Source organism: Bacteroides sp. AM07-18 (assembly GCF_003602695.1).
In the GTDB taxonomy this organism is placed as follows: domain Bacteria; phylum Bacteroidota; class Bacteroidia; order Bacteroidales; family Bacteroidaceae; genus Bacteroides; species Bacteroides uniformis.
In genome coordinates this window covers 131216-145986 of record NZ_QTLM01000007.1, presented here as the reverse complement: position 1 = coordinate 145986, position 14771 = coordinate 131216, and the positions used below count along the sequence as shown (strand labels likewise).

The following is a 14771-nucleotide window of genomic DNA, read 5'->3' as shown; positions in this document are numbered from 1 at the left end:
GCATGACAGATGTCTTGCTAAAATAAGTTTGTAGAAGAAGTTAGAATCACTTCAGATTAGCCAGTGCTTCTTTTATACGACGGATAGCTTCAACTATATTTTCATCGCTGGTTGCATAACTCATACGAATGCATTCGGGAGCTCCGAAAGAAGCACCACCTACGCAAGCCACATGAGCCACTTCCAACAGATACATGGCCAAATCATCTGAATCATTGATTTTACGTTCTCCGGCAGATTTACCGAAGAATGAATCGCATTTAGGGAACAGATAGAAAGCACCTTCCGGTACATTCACCTCGAAACCCGGAACTTCCTTGGCCAACTTTACAATCAAATCACGACGACGCTCGAAAGCCTTGCGCATTTCCTCCACCGGAACTTGTGTACCCGTATAAGCAGCCTCAGCAGCCTTCTGAGATACAGAACAAGGACCGGAGGTATACTGTCCCTGCAATTTATTGCAAGCCTTCACAAGCCATTCCGGACCTGCAATGAAACCGATACGCCAACCAGTCATTGCATATGCTTTGGAAACACCATTCACAATGACCGTACGCTCTTTCATTTCGGGGAATTGTGCTATGCTCTGATGCTTGCCGATATAGTTGATATGTTCGTAAATCTCATCGGCAATCACAACAACCTGCGGATACTTTGCCAATACTGCGGCCAGGCCTGCCAACTCCTCCTTGCTGTACACCGAACCCGTAGGGTTAGAGGGAGAGCAAAGAATCAGCGCCTTTGTCTTCGGGGTGATGGCAGCCTCCAGCTGTGCAGGTGTTATCTTAAAGTCCTGGTCGATACCGGCAGGTACGATAACCGGCGTACCCTCAGCCAACTTTACCATTTCCGGATAACTGACCCAATAGGGAGCAGGTACAATTACTTCGTCACCCGGATTTACCAATACCAGGATTGCATTGCAAACCGACTGCTTGGCACCATTGGCGCAAGAAATTTGTGCGGCGGTATATTCCAGACCGTTTTCCTTCTTCAACTTCTCTACAATTGCATTACGTAAGGCAGGATAACCCGGCACTGGAGAATAGCGAGAAAAGTTATCGTCTATCGCCTTTTTCGCAGCCTCTTTAATGTGGTCGGGAGTATTGAAGTCCGGTTCTCCCACACTCAGGTTAATTACGTCTACGCCTTGAGCCTTCAGCTCTGCGCTCTTTTGAGACATAGCCAGTGTCGCAGAAGGCGACAAACTGTTTAAACGATCTGATAATTGGTTCATTTTGTTACTATTTAATGATTGTTACGCAAATCCGGTTGCAAAATAAGCGATTTTCTTTGATATAAGAAAACAAAAAGACAGTTACTTATTGAAATGAAGTGTATGTCCCATACGTTCTTTCTTGGTACGGAGATAACGCTCGTTGTATGGATTCGGAGTAGTCTCAATAGCTACGTTCTCCGTTATTTCCAAACCGTAAGCCTCCAAGCCCACACGTTTCACGGGATTATTGGTCATCAGCCGCATTTTGTGCACTCCTATCTCACGAAGAATCTGGGCACCCACACCATAATCACGCTCGTCTGCCAGATGTCCCAGGCAAATATTAGCATCCACAGTATCCATGCCTTCTTCCTGCAATTTATATGCTTTCATTTTTTCCATCAGGCCAATGCCGCGACCTTCCTGATTCAGATATACAACTACCCCCTTACCGGCTTTCTCTATCATCTCCATTGCCTTATGCAGCTGCTCGCCACAATCACAGCGTTTGGAATTGAATATATCACCAGTGGCACAAGAAGAATGTACACGCACCAGAATCGGTTCATCCAATTCCCAAGTACCCTTGAACAAAGCTACATGTTCCAAACCGTTCGACTTCTGGCGGAAAGGAATCAAACGGAAATGACCGTGGTCTGTAGGCATATCCACTTCCACTCCTTTTTCTACAATAGACTCCTGCTTCAAACGGTAGGCAATCAAGTCACGGATAGAAATCAATTTCAAGCCAAATTCATCTGCCATTCTGCGCAATTCGGGCAAACGGGCCATTGTACCATCCTCATTCATTATTTCCATAAGGGCTCCCGCCGGATAAAGTCCAGCCAAACGTGCCATATCAATAGTAGCCTCCGTATGTCCGGCACGGCGCAACACACCTTTCTCCTGAGCATACAATGGATTAATGTGGCCAGGACGCCCGAAAGTGGCCGGAGTAGAAGCCGGATCGGCCAACGCCTGGATAGTAGCAGCGCGGTCTGCCGCAGAAACCCCGGTACTACAGCCTTCCAATTTATCAATAGTAACAGTGAAGGGAGTACCCAATACAGAAGTATTATCCGATACCTGATGCGGCAAATCCAGTTCCTTGCAACGCGAAACTGTAATTGGAGCACAAAGCACACCACGGGCATGCTTCAACATAAAGTTTACTTTCTCCGGTGTAATCTTTTCAGCTGCAATTATCAAATCACCCTCATTCTCACGGTCCTCATCATCCACAACAATCACAAAGTTACCGGCTTTGAAGTCTTCAATGGCCTCTTCTATCGTATTCAACTTTACATTTTCCATAATCTATTTTGTTTTTATTTATTCTGATCCCTTTCTATAATTCCAATCACATCTTCATTTGTCTTGATAATCCGCTCCATATCCTTATTCAGACGGATACGGAATGCCCAGATACGGAAATAAAAGAACAAGCCTATCGGGAAAACAATACCGCAGAGCAAGTTTAACCAATAATTGCGGAACGGACGGACATGCGCATGGACGGGGATGACCGGATAGGTGTTCAGCGCTGTCAACAAAGTAACGGATCTTGTATTCGACATCTCATCTATCAGACTCTCCAAACGTTCGTTAATATCTTCCACTGCCTCATCCTGGCTATCAGTCATCCACAATTTAAAGTAATTGGGAGCACGTTTCAACCCCTTTCTATCAGCATATTCACGACAGTCTACGGACAAAGCCTTCAGCTCTTCCGGAATACGTGTATAATCAGGATCATGGATGATTACTTCCTTACGGAACAGATGGCGTACACTGCGAATGCCCACAACCTTCTTGAACCAATTTATATAGGCATCAGCATTCAATACCACTGAATCATTGTTGGATTTATATGTCAAGAACGCACCCAATGGGGCCAAGACAGCAGTACTGGTCCACATACCCATCCAGACAACCCACTGTCCGTCACGGGCCATCTTATACCCCGTATTGTTGATGATGTAATAGATAATAAAAATCAATACAGAAACCACCACCGGCATTCCCAAGCCTCCTTTACGGATAATTCCTCCGAGTGGCGCACCAATAAAGAAGAAGATGAGACATGCCAGAGAAAGAGTCAGTTTCTCATGCCAGGAAGTCATGTGCCGTCGAAGGCTGCTTTCAGTCTGCGATATATTAAAGCTCTTAAAACTCCAGTCACTCCCCGCACTCTCTGCACGGCTGACGGCTGTGGATATAACCTTCTGTTTCTGCATCAGTGTAGCCACATTGTAGAGGCTGTCTACATTGTACTCACCTAAATAGGCCTTTTCAATCTTCAATGTATCCTCTTTAGACAAGCTGGCTGTCACCTTATAAGTTCCTGCCATAGCTTCTTTATAATAACCACGTCCCACACTGTCATTCTGCAATTTCATGGAATCAATATCCGCCTGCAGCATTCTCATATCCTTACTGTTGGACTGATTACTCATGATACCTGCATCCACCATATTAAAATCCGAATTGAACTCAATGATTGCATGCTTTTCTCGGAATGTCTCACGCCGGTAAGGCACATTCCTTTGGTTCATGTTCTGCGATTTCAAATTCTCAAACTGCTCACCACTGTATAAATGCAAATATAAATGCTGTTTGTCAGCCGTCATCTCCAGACGTCCCGAATCAGACTTGATAATTTGAGCATTCTCAAAACCTTTCTCAAAATTATATATCAGTACGTCATACAGCATACCAGTTTTGCGGTTCTTATGCTTCACATACAGATTATAACCATCTATTTCATCGTAGAACACACCTTCAGGAATATCCACTTCGGGAGATTTCTGCTTCATGGAAATAAGCAAAGTCCATAATTTTGTTTGGGCTTTTGGTCCTATGACATTTTGGAAATAGAAAGAGACACAACAGATGAAACAAATAAAGATAATCAGGGGCCGCATGATTTTCAATAAAGAAATACCGGCTGCCTTCATGGCAAGTAATTCAAAACGTTCTCCGAAATTTCCAAAGGTGATAAGGGCAGCCAGCAGAATAGCCAGCGGCAACGACGCAGGTACCAACGAAAGCGCAGAATAAAAGAAAAACTGTGCAAGGACAGTCATCTCCAATCCTTTTCCTACCATTTCGTCCACATACCTCCATAAAAACTGCATCATAAAGATGAAGAGGCAGATGAAGAAAGTACCCATAAAGAGCATGCAAAAGCTCTTCAAAACAAATATATCTAACTTTTTTATGCGCAGCATTTTACTCGTTTCATGCAATGAGAGCACAAAAGTAGTACAAAAAAAGGGAGTACGGGAAATTTTTAATCTAAAGTTAACTAAAAACCACAAGTTCTTCGCAAAGTATCCACTTGCGATTCCCATAATTCACGCGAATCACCCACCTCGTCTATATCGGCAAAGTCTGTTATCTCCAATACGAAATCATTGGTCAACTCATTGTTTGTCATCTTCAGTTCAAAGTATTCTCGCTCGTTCTCATCGTCCAGCCAGCGGAAGCGGATGAATGAATACGCCCGCACGGCAATAATCTCGGCATCACGTTTTTCTGTTTTTCCCCAAAAAAAGGTTACTGTTTTATCGTCTGACTGAACCCTATCAGCAAACCAGCCCTCCAAACCAGTAGGGGTACTTATCGCTGCCCAAAGAATACTTTTAGAAGTCGCATTCAAGAGATATTCCAAATGTATTTTCTTTCTTTCCATAGTCTATTCTGCTTTTTATTGCGCCAGCCAAGATAAATACTTTTTTCTAATTACAGAAAATAAATCATCAAATTTATTTATACCTCCCTTTCCATACACCCCTAATTCATTGATAATGTTATACAAAGACTTTTAATAAAAAGTACTGCAAACCACTTCAGCACCCTATCAGCAAAAGAAAAAGCAGAAAATATCCATAAAAGTTTTGGCAATTTAAATAAAAGCTATATCTTTGCACCCGCAATCGAGAAATGATGGCGGGATAGCTCAGCTGGTTAGAGCGCATGATTCATAATCATGAGGTCCCCGGTTCAATCCCGGGTCCCGCTACAAAGAAGATTTAGACTGTTAGGAGGCTTCCACTCTTGGCGGTCTTTTTTGTTTTTAATACTCGTTTTTTACTATGGTTTGTTTTCAAATTATAGTAAAAAGGAAAATATGAATACAAACAGTTGATATATGGATAGTCCTCTTGCATTTTAAGCCACTAACTTTGTGTGCAAATATCAAGTGACTATTATGAAAAGACAACTGTTCACATTTTCCTTTCTGTGTTTGCTTGCACTAGGTACAAGAGCACAAGATACCCTAACCTTGGAGAACTGCCTCGAAATAGGTATCGAAAACAACTTATCCTTGCAAAGCAAACGGAAAGAAATACAAAAAGGGAAATACAGCATCTCTGAGAATCGAGCCAAACTGCTGCCCCAAATCAATGGTTTTGCCAACTATAACGACAATATCGATCCACCCGTCTCCGTTACCGATGGTTCAGCGTATGGCAATCCCTACAATGTAACCCAAACTTTGCAATACAACGCCAACTTCGGATTACAGCTGCAGATACCACTTTATAACCAGACACTCTACACCACTCTATCCATAGCCAAAACCATGGATGAGATGAATCGCCTTTCTTATGAAAAGGCAAGAGAAGACCTCATCCTTCAAATTAGTCAAATGTACTACCTAGGACAGGTTACAGCTGAACAGATTATTTTGATAAAAGCCAACATCACTCGCCTAGAAGAGTTGAGAGATATCACTCAGGCCTTCTATGACAACGGTATGGCTATGGAAGTAGATGTGAAACGCGTCAACATCAACCTGGAGAACCTCAAGGTGCAACACGACAACGCACAAGCCATGATGGAACAGCAACTGAACCTACTGAAATACATCATCGACTATCCGGCAGAAGAAAATATAGCACTGGTACCGGTGAATACAGAAATGATTACGCCCGCAGCACTCACCGGGCTATCTGAAACACTATATGAACTACAGCTGCTGCAATCACAGAAACAACTCGCAGAGCAACAAAAAACAATAGTCAGCAACGGTTACATCCCCTCCTTGAGCTTGACGGGAAGCTGGATGTTCTCTGCCTATACGGACAAAGCTTACCATTGGTTCCATTCCGGCCCTTCCAACCATTGGTATCGCTCCTATGGAGTGGGACTCTCCTTGCGCATTCCCATTTTCGACGGACTGGACAAACGCTACAAGATGCGTAAGGCAACCATTGACATAGAGAACATCAAACTCGCTCAAGAGAATACCCGAAAAAATCTTCAGACACAATATCTGAATGCTACCAATGACCTGATGAACAGCCAGCGTAACTTTAAGAAGCAGAAGGACAATTATCTGCTTGCTGAAGATGTATATACCGTTACCATGGACCGTTATCGGGAAGGAATCGCCTCAATGACCGAAGTGTTGCAGGACGAAATGCGGATGAGCGAAGCCCAAAACAACTATATCAGTGCCCACTACAATTACCGGATAACCAATCTGACTTTGCTGAAGCTGACGGGACAGCTGGAGACGTTGAGCCCCTCAATTCATTAAAGAGGAAGATGAATAGAGCCCGTATTCAAGGACGGATGTATATATAATAAGTAAACAATATAATATAGAAAATATGGAAACAAAAGAGAACAATAACACCGCAAGTACCCACCAAGAAAAAGCACGGAAATTGAAGAAGCTTCGCCGTTGGCAAATCGTTGTCAGCCTATTAGGAATAGCTATCCTTATCTGGGGAATTATTCAAGTGGTCTGCCTCTTTTTGAACTACAAACGGACGGAAACCAGTAATGATGCACAGATTGAACAATACATATCTCCCGTCAATCTGCGCGCATCAGGATATATCAAGAAAATTTGTTTCACAGAACACCAAGAAGTACACAAAGGAGATACCTTACTTATATTGGACGACCGGGAATATAAAATCAGAGTCATGGAAGCTGAAGCTGCACTCAAGGATGCACAAGCCGGTGCCACAGTCATTGGTGCCACACTACAAACCACGCAAACTACAGCCTCTGTCTACGACGCCTCCATAGCAGAGATAGAAATCCGCCTTACCAAGCTGGAGAAAGACCGCCAACGATACCAGAATCTGGTGAAGAGAAACGCTGCCACCCCCATTCAATTGGAACAGATAGAAACCGAATATGCAGCTACCCACAAGAAGTTGGAAGCCGTGAAACGACAACAGAAAGCTGCCTTGTCGGGTGTGAACGAAGTGTCACATCGCCGTGAAAATACCGAAGCTGCCATACAACGGGCAACAGCCGCACTCGAAATGGCACGACTGAATCTCTCCTACACCGTAGTAGTAGCTCCTTGTGATGGGAAATTGGGGCGGCGTACCCTTGAAGAAGGACAATTCATCACTGCCGGACAAACCATCACCTACATTCTGCCTGACACACAAAAGTGGATTATAGCCAACTACAAGGAAACCCAGATTGAGAATCTGCACTTGGGACAAGAAGTAGTCATTACCGTCGATGCCATCAGCGACAAAGAATTCAAAGGAAAAATCACTGCCATCTCCGGAGCCACCGGCTCCAAATATTCCCTAGTGCCCACGGATAATTCTGCCGGCAACTTCGTGAAGATACAGCAACGCATCCCAGTCCGCATCGACTTTACCGATTTGTCTAAAGAAGACAACAGTAGCCTTGCCGCCGGTATGATGGTAATAGTCAAAGCGAAAACAAAAAAATAGGGATTAAGGATTAGAGGTTAGGGATTAAGGCAACCAACTCCTTAATCCTTACCCCCTAATCCTTAATCTTTAACCCTTAATCCCTAACCCCTTAACCCTTATCCCCATGCCCTCATACCCCAAGAACTATCCTTTCTACAACTGGGTACCCAAACCGGTAGGTATCATCATCCTATTCGTATTCTTTTTGCCGATACTGACTGTGGGCGGTACCTACTCGGTGGCAAGCACCGAAATGATGAGCGAACTCGGCATCATTTCCGAGCATATCCAGTTTGCCAACTTCGCCACTTCCATTGGCATGGCAGCATTCTGCCCTTTTCTGTATAGGCTGGTAGTCATACGCCGGCAGAAAATGATGTGCCTGGCAGGATTCTCCCTGATGTACATCTTCAGCTATATCTGTGCCAAGACAGACAGCGTTTTCCTGCTGGCACTATGCAGCATCTTTATGGGATTCCTACGAATGGTGCTGATGATGGTCAACCTCTTCACCCTCATAAAGTATGCAGGGCATATCGAGGCGTACGACAAAATTACACCCGGCAACGAGCCCACAACTGACGAAGGCTGGGACAAGCTGGACATCGAACGGAGTGCGGCACAACCCGCCATCTATCTATTCTTCATGGTACTGGGGCAATTGGGAACCTCGCTCACCGCCTGGCTCGCTTTTGAATATGAATGGCAGTACATACACTACTTTATGATGGGGCTACTATTACTTTGCATCCTCATCACCTTCATTACTATGCCTTATCATAAATATACCACCCGCCGTTTCCCCATCAACTTCAAGCAGTTCGGCAATGCCTCCATCTTCTGCATCACACTAGCCTGCATTACCTACGTGCTTACTTATGGCAAAGTGCTCGACTGGTACGATGACCCAACCATACAATGGGCCACAGTCTGCGCCATCATTGCTGGCGGCATATTTCTCTATATCGAGTCTACCCAGCGCAATCCTTACTATCAGCTCGATGTATTCAAACTGCGTACCATCCGTATGGGTTTCCTATTCTATTTTCTGTTAATGGTACTGAATTCCAGCGCCATGTTTGTCAACGTATTCACAGGCATAGGCATGAAACTGGACAACTTTCAGAACGCTACCCTAGGCAACTGGTCCATGCTGGGCTACCTCATCGGCGGTATAGCCACCATCTGGCTCAGTGTGAAAGGCGTACACTTCAAATATCTCTTTGCCGCCGGTTTCCTTCTATTGGGGCTTTCCACCATGTTCATGTATTTCGAGGTACAAGGTGCAGGACTGTACGAACGGATGAAGTATCCGGTCATCATCCGTTCCACTGGTATGATGTTCCTCTATTCGCTGATTCCAACCTACGCCACCCAACGCATGCCTTACAAATATCTTTCTTCCTGGATATGCACCATGCTTACCGTACGCATGGTATTGGCTCCCAGCATCGGAGCCGCACTCTATACGAATGTACTGCAAGAACGCCAGCAGCACTACGTCACCCGCTATGCACAGAATGTAGACATGCTGCACCCCGAAGCGTCCGCCTCGTTTACCCAAACTGTACAAGGTATGCAATATCAGGGAAAGAGCAAACAAGAAGCAATCAACATGGCTGCCATATCCACCAAAGGACGCATCCAAGTACAAGCCACTCTCTCTGCTATAAAGGAAATGGCAGGATGGACACTCTATGCCTGCCTGATTTGCATGATATTTGTGCTTGTCGTGCGGTATCCTAAACGAAAATTACTAACTTAGCGGACAATTTTCAGTACAACCTGTAATTTTGTCTGTTATGGATACCCAACAAGAACGTTTATCCCACTTGGACCACGCATTGTCAAACGGAGAAAACATTTGTAGTTCAGAAGGTATGCTCTGCTCCTTTCCCACCTCCCTGAAGAAACCTTTTATGATTAATGGAGCAGGACTGATAGTTTGCCGCCAGGGTAACTTCACCTTTTCGCTCAATATGAAAGTATTCTCGGCCCAGGCTGGCGAAACAGTTTTCATTCCGGAAGATTCCCTCTTCCAAGTGCTGAGCGAATCGGAAGACCTGCAACTATTCATATTCATTTACCAGATAGAACCGATAAGGGACATCATAGGCAATTCAGTGGCAACCATGTACCTATACATGCAGCTCCGGACCGAACCATGCTACGTATGGAACACCGGAGACGAAGAAGAAGTCCTGAAATACATGTCCTTACTGGACAATACCCTGCACTTAGACAACAACACCTTCAACGACAACGAACAAAGGCTGCTTCTGCTGGGACTCACATACCGCATCTGTTCCATTTACAACCGTAAACTGATGAACCTTAAAACAACGGTTGGCCACAAACATGAAATTTTTATCCGGCTGATTCAGTTGATAGATGCGCACTACACGGAAGAACGCGGTGTAGAGTTTTATGCAGACAAACTCTGCTTATCACCCAAATACCTCTCTGCACTATCCAAGTCCGTCTGCGGATTCACCGTGCAGGAACTGATATTCAAATCCATCATCCGCAAAAGCATCTCACTACTCAAGAACACCCAGAAAAATATCCAGGAAATCGCCGATTTCTTCAATTTTCCCAATGCTTCTTATTTTGGTACATTTTTCAAGAAACAAACAGGCATGTCTCCGCAACAGTACCGCAAAAAATAGAAAACGTTACGCTTTCAACCGGATAACGAAGCGGCTCCCCTTACCCAGCTCACTCTGAACAGTCAGTGTACCGCCATGCGCTTCCACAAAGTCTTTCGAAATGGAAAGTCCTAAGCCACTACCTTGCACTTTAGTGCCCGGCACTCGGAAATAACGGTCAAAAATGCTCTGGTGATAACGCGGGTCGATACCTTTTCCAAAATCCTGCACATACACTTCCACAAAATCCTCGTCATGCTTGGCGCCGATAACCACCCTCCCGTTCTCTTTGGAATAGCGGATAGCATTACTCAACAAATTGGTGAGTACCCAAGCAATCTTTTCGCTATCGACAAACAATTTAGGCATTTTTTCTTCCGGATACTCCACTTCTATCTGAATGCCGAATTTATCAGCCTGTACCTGATTAGCCTTGATGGCATACTCTATCAGTTCAATGGGCTTTGTTATTTTAGGCATCATCTGCAGTTTACCGGCTTCTACCTGCGTCATGTTCAGTAGTTCTCCGGTAATCCCAAGAAGGCGATCAGCATTTTCCTTAATGCTGTTCGATAATTGCTCCTGCTCGTCGTTCAACACCCCTACCCGTTTGTCCTCCAACAACTGCAGACTCATCAGAATAGCGGATATAGGCGTTTTCAGTTCATGAGAAATAGTCGAGATAAAAGTAGTCTTGGCACTATCCAATTCTTTGAATTCTGTAATATTTTTCAGTAAAATCACATCGCCAAGATTATGAGGTTCGTCATCATCAGCCTCTGCATTTATAATGGTAATGTAAGAAGCTTTAAAGTAACTCTCCTTATTGTCTGCATAAATCTTCAACGGTTCTTTCTTTTCACCCGGATTTACCAATTCACGAACTAAACGGCGGAGCAAATCATTCTTCAAAGAAAGCTCCTCAGCCGAACGGCGAATTACCTCTTCCCGTTTTAAATTCAGCACAGTTAAAGCCTCATTATTGATAAAGAGAATTTCCCTATTACGGTTCAAACCAATAATAGGTTCATCAATACTATTCACAATAGCCTCAAGAAATTTCTTAGCAGAAAGTATGTCGTTCAGCGTACTGGCGCGATACTCCGTCAGTCGTTCCGCCATCCGATTAAAACTATCAGCCACTTCACGAAATTCCTCGCGTCCACTCATATCCAGACGTTTCTCATAATTATGGTTCGCTATTTCAAGAATCCCACGCGTCAGTTCTTGAATAGGTTTGCTGATGGAACGGGGAAGCCATACCAACAATATGATACTGGCAAAAATACATACCCCACCTATCACAGAAATCCAGAGCAATGCACGTTGCAATCCCGGTACAGCAGCAGGACTATCCGGCTCTGTAGCCGTCAGTATCTGTAGATTCACCACAGAAAGAGCAACCAACAAAATAATCATTCCAGCCAATACCCCTACGCTGAGTATCAATTTTGTACGAATATTCATAATGTTCCTAAGAATTAATATTATGCAAGTATAATCAAATCTATGTTTACTTGTGCCAAATCACGCACAAATTTTCGGTATTTCAATATCATGAACAATGATTTCGGAAAAGAAAGTGACGGACTTCCCATGCAGACAGTTGTTATCTGTTTCTCCCTACAAGTATCAACAATGCTTCCCAGCACATCCGGCGATTGCACCTGAACGACCTCCCCTCCCAGTTCGGTCACCAATTTGAAGTGGTTCAATAAATACCTTTGATTTGCCAGACCGATGCGGTCAGTACTTTCTCTGGGAGTCTGCACATAAAGGGCAACAAACGAAGTATTGTAGCGGGTTGCCAGACGTGCAGCTTTACGAATGATGCGTCGTGGTGTTTTCTCGTTGCTGCTGATACATGCCAGAAATCTCTCATGACGGACTCCCACACTGGTAACCACTTCATTCTCCACTTTCTTTTCCACCCGTAAAGCCACCTCTTTTAAAGCCAGTTCACGTAATTGGAGAATATTTTCCGTTTTAAAGAAATTGTTCAAGGCAGTAGAGACCTTTTCCGGCTTGTAAATTTTTCCAGCTTTCAGACGGGCTATCAATTCTTCCGCAGTCAAGTCAATATTCACCACCTCATCTGCCTCTTGCAAAACGCTATCGGGAATACGTTCCTTCACCTCAATACCCGAGATGCCTTGTACTTCTTCATTGACACTCTCAATGTGCTGGATGTTAACGGCAGAAATCACATTGATACCCTCATCAAGCAAATCCATCACATCCTGCCAGCGTTTCTCATTCCGGCTACCTTCCACATTGGTATGTGCCAGTTCATCCACCACTACTATCTCAGGGTGTATCTGGATAATGGCATCCAAATCCATTTCTTCCAGTTCTTTCCCTTTATAGAATATCTTACGACGAGGAACAACGGGCAATCCTTCCAACATAGCATCCGTACCGGCACGCCCATGTGTCTCTATATAGCCTATCTTCACATCTACTCCGTTGTCAAGTAACTCGTGTGCTTCCTGAAGCATACGATAAGATTTACCTACACCAGCAATCATGCCGATGTAGACTTTGAACTTGCCACGCCGCGACTTTTTAATCAAATCAAGAAAATGCTGTACGCTTTCTTCCCTACTCATTTCTTCTGTTTTTTTACTTGTCTTATATATGCCATATAACCCGTAACGATCATCACGACCGCCACGGGCATCCAACACTAATTCATGAGTTCTAAAGTTATATCTAAATAAATCATGGCCTTAAAGTAAAGCCGAATACCAGATGTGCATCTTCCATACGAGGGTTCCAAATGGCTTGTGCAAATACAGGTATTGAGAAATTGTCAGTAATCTTGATTTCCGTAATACCTTTCAGTGCCACATTGGTTACGGCAAACCCGCTGTTAGGAACGCCATATACTCCTACCCCAGCTTCATAAGGCAGAAATCCGCAAGTCAGGTTCAAATCTACAGACTTAACACTGAACGGATAGTTGAGTTCAACATACGAAGAATAATTCTGCCTGCCTTTATCATCTTTGTCAGCTCCGGCAAACATAGTGTACCAAGCGATTGACAAAGGAAACTTTTCAACCGGCAATGTATAGGCTAATCCCGCTTCAAAGTGATGAGCTGTTTCGTGACTCTTAAAATTAAAATACTTTCTTGCTCCTTGTCCGCCCCACCACAAGCTGGCAACAGAAAAAGTTAGACCTGATTCTCCCAAAGCATAGGCAGCCGTCAAATCAATCTCCTTAGCCGCAGCCCCTTCTCCTGAAGAAACTCCGTCAAAATCGGTAGAGCCCCATGCCGTCAAAGAAAAATCACCGACCCCAAAACCCAAAGTGGGCTGAAAACTGACTCCCGTCTGGTAAAAGCCGCGCCAAACATAAGAACTGACTAAATCACCTTGTATTGTAAATTCCTGAGCTTGCACTTTGCCGGTTCCCATAAAACAAGCAGCTACCATACTCGCAAAAACTAGAATTGATATTTTTAAACTTTTCATATCCAACTATTTATTTACCATTACTAATCAATCGTTGAAAGGCAGGAAGGAAGTTTCGGCTCCCCCTGTAAAATGACAGTCTTTCGCTGCCTGAACAGAAATACTTCCGCTCCTGCCCATAACACATGACAAACACAACTAAAAAATTATTTATTCTGATCGGCTTCTTCTAATGCAATGTTCAGTTCCAGCACATTGACAGTTTCCGTACCAAACACCCCCAAAAAGGGTTTGCTGATGTTCTTGTCTACAATGGCTTTCACTTCAGCCTCGTTCATGCCACGTGCCTGAGCCACACGCTTCACTTGTACATAAGCACAAGCAGGTGTGATATGTGGGTCTAGACCGGAACCACTGGCGGTTACCATTTCAGCTGGCACATCCTTGCGGCTCAGATAAGGATGATGTACCAGAAAAGTATCAATACGGGCTTCCACTTCTGCCAAGTATTCATCGTTCGTAGGTCCCTTGTTACTACCACCCGAAGCATCGGCTGTATAATCACCCGCAGATGGGCGTCCCCAGAAATAAATATCTTGCGTAAACATCTGGCCTACATTGGCAGCACCTACCACTTTACCATTGAGGGTTGCCACCTCTGCATTTCCCTTGTTGGGACCGGCGAACTGTGCAAATATCCACAAGACAAGGATATAGAACAGAGAGAAAAATATGCAAAATGCAATTGTTATTTTAAATGATTTCCAAAGAGTTTTCATTTTA

At 44.1% G+C, this 14771-nt stretch carries 12 protein-coding genes and 1 tRNA gene; 5 read left to right on the top strand and 8 right to left on the bottom strand.

The features are described 5' to 3' along the window. Positions 1 to 46 precede the first annotated feature (46 nt). The 4 genes from DW096_RS11285 to DW096_RS11270 all read right to left on the bottom strand — a co-directional run bounded on the left by DW096_RS11285 (position 47) and on the right by DW096_RS11270 (position 4916). Positions 47 to 1240: a pyridoxal phosphate-dependent aminotransferase gene (locus tag DW096_RS11285; protein WP_005834870.1), complete on the bottom strand. Its 1194-nt coding sequence runs from the start codon at positions 1238 to 1240 to the stop codon at positions 47 to 49. Positions 1241 to 1321: 81 nt separating this feature from the next. Then, the gene (locus DW096_RS11280) at positions 1322 to 2536 is read right to left on the bottom strand and encodes a bifunctional 3,4-dihydroxy-2-butanone-4-phosphate synthase/GTP cyclohydrolase II (protein ID WP_005824728.1); all 1215 of its coding nucleotides are present in this window, start codon (positions 2534 to 2536) and stop codon (positions 1322 to 1324) included. 14 nt (positions 2537 to 2550) lie between these two features. Next, the gene (locus DW096_RS11275; RefSeq protein WP_034529311.1) at positions 2551 to 4452 is read right to left on the bottom strand and encodes an LptF/LptG family permease; all 1902 of its coding nucleotides are present in this window, start codon (positions 4450 to 4452) and stop codon (positions 2551 to 2553) included. A 77-nt stretch (positions 4453 to 4529) separates the two neighbouring features. Beyond that, positions 4530 to 4916, bottom strand: a complete 387-nt coding sequence (locus tag DW096_RS11270; protein WP_005824726.1) for an START-like domain-containing protein — start codon at positions 4914 to 4916, stop codon at positions 4530 to 4532. A 256-nt stretch (positions 4917 to 5172) separates the two neighbouring features. Here DW096_RS11270 and DW096_RS11265 point away from each other — a divergent pair. From DW096_RS11265 to DW096_RS11245, 5 genes are all read left to right on the top strand, one after another. Beyond that, positions 5173 to 5246, top strand: a tRNA-Met gene (locus DW096_RS11265). 189 nt (positions 5247 to 5435) lie between these two features. Then, the gene (locus DW096_RS11260) at positions 5436 to 6770 is read left to right on the top strand and encodes a TolC family protein (protein WP_009037810.1); all 1335 of its coding nucleotides are present in this window, start codon (positions 5436 to 5438) and stop codon (positions 6768 to 6770) included. A gap of 73 nt (positions 6771 to 6843) precedes the next feature. Next, a complete protein-coding gene (locus tag DW096_RS11255; RefSeq protein WP_009037809.1) occupies positions 6844 to 7941 on the top strand; it encodes an HlyD family secretion protein in 1098 nt (365 codons plus the stop codon). A gap of 106 nt (positions 7942 to 8047) precedes the next feature. Next, positions 8048 to 9688 carry an MFS transporter gene (locus tag DW096_RS11250; protein WP_120028751.1) on the top strand — a complete coding sequence of 547 codons (1641 nt, stop codon included), beginning with the start codon at positions 8048 to 8050 and terminating at the stop codon, positions 9686 to 9688. Positions 9689 to 9725: 37 nt separating this feature from the next. Continuing rightward, complete coding sequence (locus tag DW096_RS11245; RefSeq protein ID WP_005834864.1) at positions 9726 to 10592, top strand: AraC family transcriptional regulator; 867 nt, start codon at positions 9726 to 9728, stop codon at positions 10590 to 10592. Positions 10593 to 10598: 6 nt separating this feature from the next. On the opposite strand, the gene DW096_RS11240 is transcribed toward DW096_RS11245, so the two are convergent. The 4 genes from DW096_RS11240 to DW096_RS11225 form a co-directional block, all read right to left on the bottom strand. Next, positions 10599 to 12038 carry a PAS domain-containing sensor histidine kinase gene (locus DW096_RS11240; protein WP_009037807.1) on the bottom strand — a complete coding sequence of 480 codons (1440 nt, stop codon included), beginning with the start codon at positions 12036 to 12038 and terminating at the stop codon, positions 10599 to 10601. 20 nt (positions 12039 to 12058) lie between these two features. After that, positions 12059 to 13180, bottom strand: coding sequence for a sensor protein KdpD (locus DW096_RS11235; protein WP_005834862.1), 1122 nt, complete (start codon positions 13178 to 13180; stop codon positions 12059 to 12061). Positions 13181 to 13292: 112 nt separating this feature from the next. After that, positions 13293 to 14048, bottom strand: a complete 756-nt coding sequence (locus DW096_RS11230; protein ID WP_034529308.1) for a hypothetical protein — start codon at positions 14046 to 14048, stop codon at positions 13293 to 13295. A gap of 146 nt (positions 14049 to 14194) precedes the next feature. Further along, the gene (locus tag DW096_RS11225) at positions 14195 to 14767 is read right to left on the bottom strand and encodes a K(+)-transporting ATPase subunit C (protein ID WP_005824709.1); all 573 of its coding nucleotides are present in this window, start codon (positions 14765 to 14767) and stop codon (positions 14195 to 14197) included. Positions 14768 to 14771: the final 4 nt, after the last annotated feature.

Excerpts from the sequence above, each read along its gene's own strand:
- DW096_RS11280 (WP_005824728.1), bottom strand. The coding sequence starts at position 2,536 with ATGGAAAATGTAAAGTTGAATACGATAGAAGAGGCCATTGAAGACTTC.
- DW096_RS11225 (WP_005824709.1), bottom strand. The coding sequence starts at position 14,767 with ATGAAAACTCTTTGGAAATCATTTAAAATAACAATTGCATTTTGCATA.
- DW096_RS11235 (WP_005834862.1), bottom strand. The coding sequence starts at position 13,180 with ATGAGTAGGGAAGAAAGCGTACAGCATTTTCTTGATTTGATTAAAAAG.
- DW096_RS11245 (WP_005834864.1), top strand. The coding sequence starts at position 9,726 with ATGGATACCCAACAAGAACGTTTATCCCACTTGGACCACGCATTGTCA.
- DW096_RS11250 (WP_120028751.1), top strand. The coding sequence starts at position 8,048 with ATGCCCTCATACCCCAAGAACTATCCTTTCTACAACTGGGTACCCAAA.
- DW096_RS11240 (WP_009037807.1), bottom strand. The coding sequence starts at position 12,038 with ATGAATATTCGTACAAAATTGATACTCAGCGTAGGGGTATTGGCTGGA.
- DW096_RS11260 (WP_009037810.1), top strand. The coding sequence starts at position 5,436 with ATGAAAAGACAACTGTTCACATTTTCCTTTCTGTGTTTGCTTGCACTA.
- DW096_RS11255 (WP_009037809.1), top strand. The coding sequence starts at position 6,844 with ATGGAAACAAAAGAGAACAATAACACCGCAAGTACCCACCAAGAAAAA.
- DW096_RS11230 (WP_034529308.1), bottom strand. The coding sequence starts at position 14,048 with ATGAAAAGTTTAAAAATATCAATTCTAGTTTTTGCGAGTATGGTAGCT.
- DW096_RS11285 (WP_005834870.1), bottom strand. The coding sequence starts at position 1,240 with ATGAACCAATTATCAGATCGTTTAAACAGTTTGTCGCCTTCTGCGACA.
- DW096_RS11270 (WP_005824726.1), bottom strand. The coding sequence starts at position 4,916 with ATGGAAAGAAAGAAAATACATTTGGAATATCTCTTGAATGCGACTTCT.
- DW096_RS11275 (WP_034529311.1), bottom strand. The coding sequence starts at position 4,452 with ATGCTGCGCATAAAAAAGTTAGATATATTTGTTTTGAAGAGCTTTTGC.